General features: G+C 62.1%; 9 protein-coding genes. 3 read left to right on the forward strand and 6 right to left on the reverse strand.

The annotated features are described in order from the left end of the window. The first annotated feature begins 113 nt into the window (after positions 1–113). Positions 114–1,007 carry a LysR family transcriptional regulator gene (locus NKJ20_RS21600; RefSeq protein WP_352746764.1) on the forward strand — a complete coding sequence of 298 codons (894 nt, stop codon included), beginning with the start codon at positions 114–116 and terminating at the stop codon, positions 1,005–1,007. Positions 1,008–1,033: 26 nt separating this feature from the next. Here NKJ20_RS21600 and NKJ20_RS21605 read toward each other — a convergent pair whose 3' ends face one another. Continuing rightward, on the reverse strand, positions 1,034–1,276 hold the full coding sequence (locus tag NKJ20_RS21605; protein ID WP_352746766.1) for a YjiS-like domain-containing protein: 243 nt from the start codon (positions 1,274–1,276) through the stop codon (positions 1,034–1,036). A 176-nt stretch (positions 1,277–1,452) separates the two neighbouring features. On the opposite strand from NKJ20_RS21605, the gene NKJ20_RS21610 reads away from it, so the two are divergent. Beyond that, the gene (locus tag NKJ20_RS21610) at positions 1,453–3,456 is read left to right on the forward strand and encodes a BTAD domain-containing putative transcriptional regulator (RefSeq protein ID WP_352746767.1); all 2,004 of its coding nucleotides are present in this window, start codon (positions 1,453–1,455) and stop codon (positions 3,454–3,456) included. 46 nt (positions 3,457–3,502) lie between these two features. Here the strand turns inward: NKJ20_RS21610 and NKJ20_RS21615 are convergent, their stop codons facing one another. After that, complete coding sequence (locus tag NKJ20_RS21615; protein ID WP_352746768.1) at positions 3,503–5,098, reverse strand: DEAD/DEAH box helicase; 1,596 nt, start codon at positions 5,096–5,098, stop codon at positions 3,503–3,505. Positions 5,099–5,445: 347 nt separating this feature from the next. On the opposite strand from NKJ20_RS21615, the gene NKJ20_RS21620 reads away from it, so the two are divergent. Next, positions 5,446–6,099 (forward strand): outer membrane protein, encoded by a 654-nt coding sequence (locus NKJ20_RS21620; protein ID WP_352472772.1) that lies wholly within the window; start codon positions 5,446–5,448, stop codon positions 6,097–6,099. An 81-nt stretch (positions 6,100–6,180) separates the two neighbouring features. Here the strand turns inward: NKJ20_RS21620 and NKJ20_RS21625 are convergent, their stop codons facing one another. From NKJ20_RS21625 to NKJ20_RS21640, 4 genes are all read right to left on the reverse strand, one after another. Next, positions 6,181–6,954 carry an NAD kinase gene (locus tag NKJ20_RS21625; RefSeq protein WP_023679915.1) on the reverse strand — a complete coding sequence of 258 codons (774 nt, stop codon included), beginning with the start codon at positions 6,952–6,954 and terminating at the stop codon, positions 6,181–6,183. A 461-nt stretch (positions 6,955–7,415) separates the two neighbouring features. Beyond that, positions 7,416–8,177, reverse strand: a complete 762-nt coding sequence (locus tag NKJ20_RS21630) for an MBL fold metallo-hydrolase (RefSeq protein ID WP_352746770.1) — start codon at positions 8,175–8,177, stop codon at positions 7,416–7,418. After that, complete coding sequence (locus tag NKJ20_RS21635; protein WP_352746771.1) at positions 8,174–9,244, reverse strand: ABC transporter ATP-binding protein; 1,071 nt, start codon at positions 9,242–9,244, stop codon at positions 8,174–8,176. The genes NKJ20_RS21630 and NKJ20_RS21635 overlap by 4 nt, the downstream gene beginning before the upstream one ends. Next, positions 9,241–10,023 carry an ABC transporter permease gene (locus NKJ20_RS21640; protein ID WP_352746773.1) on the reverse strand — a complete coding sequence of 261 codons (783 nt, stop codon included), beginning with the start codon at positions 10,021–10,023 and terminating at the stop codon, positions 9,241–9,243. Before NKJ20_RS21640 ends, NKJ20_RS21635 begins: the two co-directional genes overlap by 4 nt.

A 10,023-nucleotide genomic window follows, 5' to 3' on the forward strand; every position in this document is an offset into this window, starting at 1 on the left:
TTCGAGTCTGCCTTTCGGCCTGTGCAGGGAAGATAAAATCTAGCGAACTTCGTTACAATTGATCGATTTTGCGATAGGTTCTCCCGATTTTCGGTAGAAAGGAGCGATGAGCGATGAGCCGGATAGATGATTTCGAAGCCTTCATTGCCATTGTCGAGCATGGCAGTCTGACGGCTGCCGCACGCCGGCTGAACCGCTCACTGCAGTCGGTCAGCCGGTCCCTGGCGACATTGGAGGAATCAATCGGGGTCGAGCTTCTGCACAGGACGACACGCCGCTCGACGCCGAGCGAAGCCGGAGCGGCCTTTTTCCAGCGCATCAAACCCGCCGTCGAGGAAATTAACGAAGCCAGGCTTCAGGCGGCCAATCGACGGTCGGAGCCATGGGGCATCCTGCGTGTCAGTGCCCCGGTTCTGTTCGGCCCGGACTTCCTCGTGCCGGTCATCGCCGATTATATGCGGACATATCCCCGGGTCGAGGTTGACCTCCAGCTTTCCGATGAATTTGTCGATCTCGATGCCGAGCGCCTCGATTTGGCTGTCCGAATCGGCAATTTGCCGGATTCCAATTTACGTGCGAAGCGCCTGGGCGCGCTGCGGCGCGTGGTGTTCGGCGCACCTGCCTACTTCCAGCAACACGGCCGACCGGCCCATCCGCTCGAATTGCGTGAGCATCAATGCATCGTACGAACCGTCGACGGCCGCCCAGGCGAATGGATGTTTCAGATTGAAGGCAAGCCCCGGCCGGTGAAGGTCGCGGGTACCTTCCGGTCGAATTTGATGATATCGATCTATGCGGCCGCGGTTCACGGATTGGGTCTGGGCTACTCGCCGCTTTGGCAGGTAAAGCACCTGGTGGACGATGGCCGCCTGGAACTGGTTCTAACCGAATTCGAGCCGGTGCCGGTGCCGATACACGCCGTGTGGCCGGAAGGCAGGTCGTCCTCAGCCAAAGTTCGCGCTTTTCTGGACCTGCTGGCATCCCGCCTGGAGCTCAAGAACCTTTAGGGCCTAGACCAAACTCAACGCCGATCTTACCTCATCGAAATTAAGTTCGTGATTAGAACAGCCGTGGCGGCATCGAGTGCGGGTTGATGGACCTCCGAATGACCGATGTCCTTCAGCTGTTCGGTCGTCAGATCTGCCAGTGCTCTGCGTCTTGCAACGGTCTGCCGCCATCCCGTGAAGGCAGCGATCATCATTGCTGCTCCTTTCAGGCTAGACGCAAGCAAGCGTTTGGACATGCTGCGGGCGGCGCGAGGTTCCGTGTGAGCCATTGTTTTGGTCTCCCATTTCCAGTTTGCGGATGGGAGCGTGCCACGCAGGCGTTTTCGGGCTGTTCGGCTGTGCGTGAACAACTGGAAGAAGTCCGGCGATCCGCCGTTAAATCGGTGTTAAATCGATCCACCGGAGATGCTATTCTGTCGCTGCGGTCGAAGTATGGAGACGATTTGTGCGCATCCGGTTGCTTGGTGGCCTGGAGGTTACTTCCCCGGAGCACCGGCCCGTCCAGTTCGCCACACGCAAGACTTCGCTTCTTTTTGCTGCTCTGGTTCTCGCTGGCCGCCGCGGCCATCGTCGCGAGCAGCTTTCCGAAGCCTTTTGGCCGGGGCGAAGCAATGGGCAAGCCCGCAACAGTCTGCGGCAAGCGCTGGTCGACATCAGGCGCTCGTTCCCGGCCAGCTTGGATGCCACCGTCTACATCGATGGGGATCAGGAAACCATCTCGCTTATTGCCGGTCCGGATGAGGCGGACATCTCGATCTTCGACCGGAAGCTGGAGGAGGGTCGGATCACTGATCTCGCCTTCGCCGCCGATCTCTACCGCGGTGAGTTGCTTGCCGGGCAAGCCATTCCTGACGAACTGGACGAGTGGTTTGGACCCTATCTGAGTAAGTATCAGCGCAAGGCGCTGCAGTTGGTCGATCGGCTGAGCCTGGCGCTGCCCGCACCCGGCTCAGCGGAAGAGACGGCCTGCGAAGGGCTCGCAGAGAGGTTGCTCGCCTCGGATCCGACGGCGGAGGCAGCCCATCGAGCGCTGATCCGCATCCACGCTCATCGACGTCACGAAAACGCCGCCTTGCGCCAGTTCGAGCTGTGCCGCGCAGCTTTAAAAAAACATCTGAATGCCGAGCCTGAGGAGCAGACAAGCTCACTGGCGGCTTCGCTGCAGTCTCGAGAACGTCAGCGGCCGGAGCCAAGCTCTGGCGCCGTATCAGTGGCACAGGTTCTGGCAGCCCCGACGAGGCGCGACGACCAGCCATCGATTGCAGTGCTGCCGTTTCAGAATCTAAGCGGTGATGTCGAGCAGGAATATTTTGCCGACGGCATGGTGGAAGACATTGTCACCGCCTTGGCTCACTTTCGTCACCTGTTCGTGGTCGCACGGAATTCGAGCTTCACCTACCGGGGACGGTCCGTAGACATAAAGCAGGTCGGGCGTGAGCTGGGCGTGCGCTATGTGGTCGAGGGAAGTGTTCGCAGGGCGGGCGACCGCCTGCGCATCGCCGGGCAGCTCATCGACACCTCCACAGGGGCCTATCTCTGGGCCGACCGTTTTGACGGAGCGCTCGCCGAAGTCTTCGATCTGCAGGACCAGGTCGCCTCGAGCATTGTCGGCGCAATCACGCCGAAAATGGAGGAGGCTGAGATCGAGCGTGCCAAACGCAAACCGACAGAAAGCCTCGACGCCTATGACTACTATCTCCGCGGGCTGGCGGCCTTTGACCGGACGATCACTAGTAGATCGGCCATTGACGATGCCTTGCGCCTCTTCATGAAGGCGATCGATCGTGACCCGGAGTTTGCCGCAGCCTATGCGCGGGCGGCGCGGTGCTACGCTACCCGAAAAAGCAACGGCTGGATGGTCGACCGCGCGAAAGAGAATGCCGAGGCTACTCGACTGGCTAGGAGAGCGGTCGAACTCGGAAGGGACGATGCGATTGCGCTTTCCTTCGGTGGATACGTGCTCGGCTACGTAGGTGGCGACCTTGACGACAGTGCGGCTTGCATCGATCGCGCGCTCGTTCTCAACCCGAATCTAGCGGCCGCGTGGGGCCTAAGCAGCTGGGTCAGGGCTTGCTTTGGCGAGCCAGGCAAGGCCGTCGAGCACGCCGCGCTTGCCATGCGCCTAAGCCCATTGGATCCACGCCTGTTCGCTTGGCAATTCAACACCGGGCTCGCTCATTTTTGTGCCGGCCACTACGATGACGCCGCCGCTTGGGCGGGAAAGTCGCTGCGGTACCAACCAAACTACGTGAGCGCGATGCGTGTAGTGGCGGCGAGTCATGCCCTTGCGGGGCGCCTGTCGGAAGCGCAGCAGATGATGGCCCGGGTCTGCGAGCTCGATCCTTCGCTGCGGCTTTCGAATCTCGCCGAGGTGCTGCCGCCGTTTTATCGACCGGACGATCGCATCAGATATATCGAAGGCCTTCGCAAGGCGGGCCTGCCGGATTGACTGGCGACAATGCTTCGCGCGTCGGCGGGGCCGCGCGCGAGCCGTGTCAGACCTTGGCCACGATCCGCATGAAGGCCGGCATGTCGTCGCCGAAGCCGACGGTCGCGTCATTGTCTTCCTGGCGCTGGCGGGCAGGGCGCTCGCGCTGCGGCCTGGTGTCGCCCCGTTCCGGCGCGCGCCGTTCGTTGCGATCGGGCGAAGCCTTGCGTTCAGGTGAAGCCTGGCGCTCGCTGTTTTCCGAGCGGATCGCCTCTTTGCGGGTACGCCGCTCGTCGATGTCGGCGACGGTGGCTTCGGCCACGACCGGCTGCTCCGCGCTAACTGCTTCCGGCGCTGCTTCTTCGCTGCCCTTGGCGTGGCGTTCACGCGGTTTGCGCTCGCCCCTGTCCTTGGCGTCGTCCTTGCGGCCGGCACGGCGTGGCGCACCGCGGCCACGGCGCGGGGCCTCATCCTCGCCGCCTTCGCTGGCAACGACCGTCGACAAATCGCCGTCATGCCACTCGATCTTCGTGCCGATCAGCCGCTCGATGGCGTCGATGTATTTGGTGTCCGACTTGGTCGCGATGGTGAAGGATTTGCCCGAGCGCCCGGCGCGGCCGGTACGGCCGATGCGGTGGACGTAATCCTCCGCGTGGATCGGCACGTCGTAATTGAAGACATGGCTGACATCGGGAATGTCGAGGCCGCGCGCCGCGACATCCGAAGCAACGAGGTAGCGCAGCTTGCCGTCACGGAAATTGGCCAGCATCTGCATGCGCGCGCGCTGGTCCATGTCGCCGTGCAGGGCGCCGGCGTCGAAGTCATATTTCAGCAGCGAGCGGAACAGCTCCGATACCTCGATCTTGCGGTTGCAGAAGATGATGGCGTTCTTCAGCTCGGCATCCTCGGCTTTCATCAGATTGCGCAGCGTCTCGCGCTTGTCCCAGGGTTTCGGGCCGGATTTCACCAGCCGCTGGATGATGTTGGTGGCGGCCGATGCTGCCTTCGACACTTCGACGCGCACCGGTGCGTGCAGGAATTTCTCGGTGAGCTTGGTGATTTCCGGCGGCATCGTCGCCGAGAAGAACAGCGTCTGCCTGGTGAACGGGATCATCTCGCAGATACGCTCGATGTCGGGGATGAAGCCCATGTCGAGCATGCGGTCGGCCTCGTCGATGACGAGGATCTCGACGCCGTTGAGCAGGAGCTTGCCGCGCTCGCGATGGTCGAGCAGGCGGCCGGGGGTCGCGATCAGCACATCGGCGCCGCGCTCGAGCTTCTTGTCCTGCTCGTCGAAGGACACGCCGCCGATCAGCAGTGCGATATTGAGCTTGTGGTTCTTGCCGTATTTGACGAAGTTTTCCTCGACCTGCGCGGCGAGCTCGCGCGTCGGCTCGAGGATCAGCGTGCGCGGCATGCGGGCGCGGGCGCGGCCCTTTTCCAGCCGGGTGAGCATCGGCAGGACGAAGGACGCTGTCTTGCCGGTGCCGGTCTGGGCTATGCCCAGCACGTCCTTGCCGAGCAAGGCGTGCGGGATAGCACCAGCCTGGATCGGCGTCGGCTCGGTGTAGCCGGCATCGGTAACTGCGGAAAGGACCTTCGGCGACAGGCCGAGGTCTGCGAAGGTCAACGCTTCTTGAGCGATCTGGGTGTCTGAGGACAAGTTTGGCTGTCTTTGGCTGGTTCGGGGGCGCAACATATGCAGTCGCGGCAAGCGCCGCGCGCCTGCAAGATCGGTATTGCAGGTAGGCGCAAGCCCACGATTTGTCAACACAAACGGGCGGCATTGGCGCGATTGTGAAGCCGTAAGCTTAATCGCGATGGTTACCGCTCGTCGATGGCCCGCTCTTCAGCAAGGCGACATTCTCGCACCAGCGCAGGTGTTGCAGATCAGCAACGCCAGGGTGCATTCATTCTGACCACACGCCAAAGTGCCATTTGAGATTTGAAATAACTCAGAAACTAGCCACAAATGATTCATCTATTTTTCTTGGCTAAGGGGGCCACATTATGAAGAAAGCTTTTCTCTCCGCAGCGTTTCTGGCAGCGGCCTTGACTCCGGCGATCGCGGCCGATGTCGTGGAATTGCCGGTCGCATCAACGTATAACTGGACGGGCCTCTATCTAGGCGCACATGTCGGCGGTGGCAGCAGCAAAGTAGACTGGGAATATACTGTTGGCGGGACGGCTGATCATGATGGCAGCGGCGCCCTGGGCGGCGTCCAGGCCGGTTACAATTTCCAGAGCGGAAATATAGTCTATGGCGTCGAGGCGGACATCTCGGCCGCCCATATCGATGGCGGCACGGATTGTCCGAACCCCACCTTCTCTTGCGACTCCGATGTAAAGATGCTCGGATCGCTGCGTGGCCGAATTGGCTATGCGATGGATAGGCTGCTGATCTACGGTACCGGCGGTCTCGGCTTCGGCAGGGTTGAGATTAGCACAAGCGGTCCGATCGGGACCAACGGCACCTCGAAAACCAGAGCAGGCTGGACCCTGGGCGCGGGCCTGGAATATGCCTTTACCGATCACTGGTCGCTCAAGGGCGAATACAAATATTTCGATCTGGGCAAGAGCGATTATGCAGTCGACACCGGCCTGAATGTCGAAGCAAAGGTCCGCATACACACCGGAGTCATCGGCTTGAATTACAAGTTCTGATCGCAACGATCGGCCGCCGCAACACTTGTGTTGTCAAATAGGAACCCGGCCTCGTGCCGGGTTTTTATTTGCACGGTCTGTTCAATACCTGAACTGTTCGGCGAGAATGCGCTCGTTCCACGAATGGTTGGGATCGAACAGCAGCGTCGCCGTTGCCGTCGGCGATTCCCTCACCGTGACCGTCGTCACCGCCTTGACCTCGGTGTGGTCGGCGGCGGCGTTCACCGGCCGCTTTTCCGGCTCCAGAATGTCGAAACGCACGATCGCCTTATTGGAGAGCAGCGCGCCGCGCCAGCGGCGCGGACGAAACGGGCTGACCGGGGTCAGCGCCAGCAGCGGAGCGTCGAGCGGCAGGATCGGCCCGTGCGCCGACAGATTATATGCGGTCGAGCCGGCCGGCGTCGCAATCATCACGCCGTCGCAGTGCAATTCCTCCAGCCGCTCTTGCCCATCCACGGTGATGCGGATCTTGGCCGTCTGATACGACTGGCGCCAAAGCGCGACCTCGTTGATCGCGAGCGCCGAAATCGTCTCGCCTTCGGCCGTCACCGCCTGCATCTCCAGCGGACGGATCGTTTCGGCAACGGCCGCCGCGATGCGCCCGGTCAAGCCGCTGGCGCGGTATTCGTTCATCAGAAAACCGATGGTGCCACGGTTCATGCCGTAGACCTTCTTTCCCGTGCTCATCGTCTCACGCAGGGTCTGCAGCAGAAAGCCGTCGCCGCCGAGCGCCACGACGATCCCGGCTTCTTCGACGGATGCCTGGCCGTAACGCGCAGAAAGGCTTTCCAGCGCTGCATTGGCGTCGGCTGTACCGGATGAGACGAAGGCGAAACGGCTGGCGGTTTTGCTCATGGCTCTCAACGACAACCGATTGGCGACGACCGTCTGGCGACCGATTGGCGGCGACCGGTTGCTGGGCCGCGCCAGCGCCGGGTTAGCATGGGTGGGCATTTCTGCAAAGGGAGGGAGGTGCCTGGAGATGGCGACCAAACAAGCCGCACTCGCGCATCATGTCGGAGGACAAAATGATGTGATGGTTAAGGCCCGCCTTAAACTCTCGTAAAGCCGGATCGATCATGTTAGCCGGCAGCGGACGGGTGGCGTGGGGGCTAACCAGTCGAGGCCGATCTATTGCCGCTGGCACGCTTGATTATTGTCTTCCTGATGCTGGCAAGTTTTGCCCTGGCTTTTGCGGAACTGGTGCGCCAGTCGGAGGAAAAGAGCTTTAGACCCGAGCCCACGGCCTCACGCTGCGGCGACGCGGCGGGGACACCCTGTCCGCAAAGGGCGCTTTGACGCCACAGCGCCAGTGCTTATCGGGCTTGCAACAGATGGCAGCCGGCCTGGCGCTTTTGCGCGAGATACTCGTCGACAAGCTGGCGATAGCGAACTTTGCCGAAACTCGGGAAATGGCCGCCGTGCACGACCGAGACATCGAGATCGCGCATGCGCAGCAGCGTTTCGACATAATCGTCGATCTCGGAGTGATAGACGTCGTCGATCAGCGGGCCGTCATAGATGATGTCGCCGGAAAACAGGATGCCCGTCCTGTTTTCGTAGAGCGCAATGCCGCCGGGTGAATGGCCGGGCGTGTGGATGACCTCGAAGGCACGGTCGCCGAGATCGACGATGTCGCCTTGCTCGAGCAACCGGCCGGCTGGTGCGGGCGGGATCCGGTAGCGCTTGGTGTCCCAACCTTGCGGCATGCCGTCGAACATCTCGTCAGTGGCATAGCGGTCGGCAACCGTCCATTCGTTGCGCGGGTCGGCGAGGATTTCGGCCTCGTCCGGGTGCACGCAGCGGTCGGGAAATTCGTGATGGCAGCCGATATGATCGAAATGCGTGTGGCTGGCCACGCAGGTGAGCTTGCGCTCCGTGACCAGCGGCACGTGGCGGCGCAGGCTGAAATGGCCGAGGCCGGTGTCGAACAGAAGATCGCGGTCGCGGCCGCGCACATGCCAGATGTTGCAGCGGAAGAACGGCTTGATCCACGGCTCGTGGATCAGCGTCACGCCATCGCCCATGCGGATAGTTTCGTACCAGTCAGGAGCGTCGATGATTGGAAGCGTGCTCATGTTTGGTCCGCAAGCAGGATGATGTCGCCAGCATCGCACGATACCGCGACAACGTCGCCCGGCTGGACGGCCGATGCTGCCGCGACCTTGGCGATGAAGTGCAGCGCCGGGTCGGTCGTGGAGGTCCCCAGCACACGCTTGAAGCTGCCCTGGAAGACGACGTCGCTGACCTTGGCCGTACCGAGCGCCACAGCACCGCCGGCAGCGCCGAGGACGAGATGCTCAGGCCGGACAGCCAAAGCAATCCTCGAGCCCGCCGGGATTGTGCCAGGCAGCGATAGTGGTCCAAGCTTCGTCGCGACGGTGTTCCTACCGTTCTTCGTCTCCCTCACCGTTCCCGATATTAGCGTGCTTTCGCCCATGAAGGTCGCGGAAAAGCGCGTCGCCGGCCGTGCATAGACGCGCTCGGGCGGGCCCTCGTCCTCGATGCGCCCGTCATTCATCACCACGCAATGGTCGGCCAGCGCCATCGCCTCTTCCTGATCGTGAGTGACGTGGATGAAGGCGGTGCCGACGCGTTTCTGGATCGCCTTCAATTCGTCCTGCATCTGCCGGCGCAATTTCAGGTCGAGCGCGCCGAGGGGCTCGTCGAGCAACAGCACCGCCGGCTCGACCACCAGGGCGCGCGCCAGCGCCACGCGCTGCCGCTGACCGCCCGAAAGCTGATGCGGCTTCTTGTCGAAGGCAGTGGCCAGCCCAACCAGCGCCAGCGCCTCGCGCGCCCTTGCTGCCCGGGTTGCGCCATCGACACCCCGCATGCGCAGGCCGAAGCCGACATTGCTGCCGACGCTCATATGCGGGAACAGCGCATAATCCTGGAACACGGTCGTCGTCGGCCGCTTCGCCGGTGGCACGGCAGTGCAGTCCTCGCCGCGGATCAGCACCTTGCCCTCGCTCGGCGTGACGAAGCCTCCGAGGATGGACAGAAGCGTCGTCTTGCCGGAGCCGGACGGCCCGAGCAGGATCGTGTAGCTGCCAGGCTCGATCGTCAGCGAGACGTTCTTCAGCACGGTATGCTGACCGAAGCGATGCGAGACAGAGCTTATATCGACCAGTGGCGCGGTCATGCCGGCTTCCTCCGCAACAGCATCAGCTCGAACAATACCACCAGTACGATTGAGACGGCGAAGACCAGCGAGCCGACAGCGTTGGTCTTGGGATTGAGGCCGGAGCGCAGCAGGTTCCAGATCTCGACCGGCAGCGTCGTGTCGAAGCGCGTCAACAGGAACGAGATGACGAACTCGTCCCAGGAGAAAGTCATCGACAGGAAGAAGCCGGCGAAGATCGCCGGTGCCATGACAGGCACGGTGATCAGCAGCAGCACCTTCCATTCGGGCGCGCCGAGGTCGCGCGCGGCGCGCTCGATATTGATCTGGTGGTCGCCCATCTGGCTGTAGACGATGGCAAAGCAGAGCGGTAGGTTGATCACGACATGGCCGATGCCTGCGGCAAGTAGAGACTTCGGTACGCCGGTCCAGTTGAACAGCACCAGCAGCCCCATGCCGATGATGAGATAGCTGACGGTCAGGGGCAAGGTGATCAGCCCGCGCATCAGCCCCGAGCCCGGCAAAGCGAAGCGCGCAAAACCCCAGGCCGAGAGAAAGCCCAACGTGACGGCGGCAGCCGAGGAGACGACCGCCACCAGCAGCGAATTGACCAGCGCCGAAGTCAGCCGCGTGTCGGCGAGCACGGCCTCGTACCAGCGCAGCGACGGCCCGGTGAAGGGCGGGATCGGAAACGACGTCGCCTGCAGCGAAAACAGCACCAGAACGATGACCGGCAGAAAGATGAAGCCGTAGATTGCGATGGCATAAAGGCCGGAGACGAGGCGGATGAGCGCGCGCAT

Source organism: Mesorhizobium sp. M0185, from assembly GCF_040322175.1.
Taxonomy (GTDB): Bacteria; Pseudomonadota; Alphaproteobacteria; order Rhizobiales; family Rhizobiaceae; genus Mesorhizobium.

Bases quoted from the DNA above. Each gene is read 5' to 3' on its own strand.
- NKJ20_RS21620 (WP_352472772.1), top strand. From the start codon at position 5,446: ATGAAGAAAGCTTTTCTCTCCGCAGCGTTTCTGGCAGCGGCCTTGACT.
- NKJ20_RS21630 (WP_352746770.1), bottom strand. From the start codon at position 8,177: ATGAGCACGCTTCCAATCATCGACGCTCCTGACTGGTACGAAACTATC.
- NKJ20_RS21605 (WP_352746766.1), bottom strand. From the start codon at position 1,276: ATGGCTCACACGGAACCTCGCGCCGCCCGCAGCATGTCCAAACGCTTG.
- NKJ20_RS21625 (WP_023679915.1), bottom strand. From the start codon at position 6,954: ATGAGCAAAACCGCCAGCCGTTTCGCCTTCGTCTCATCCGGTACAGCC.
- NKJ20_RS21600 (WP_352746764.1), top strand. From the start codon at position 114: ATGAGCCGGATAGATGATTTCGAAGCCTTCATTGCCATTGTCGAGCAT.
- NKJ20_RS21640 (WP_352746773.1), bottom strand. From the start codon at position 10,023: ATGCGCGCGCTCATCCGCCTCGTCTCCGGCCTTTATGCCATCGCAATC.
- NKJ20_RS21635 (WP_352746771.1), bottom strand. From the start codon at position 9,244: ATGACCGCGCCACTGGTCGATATAAGCTCTGTCTCGCATCGCTTCGGT.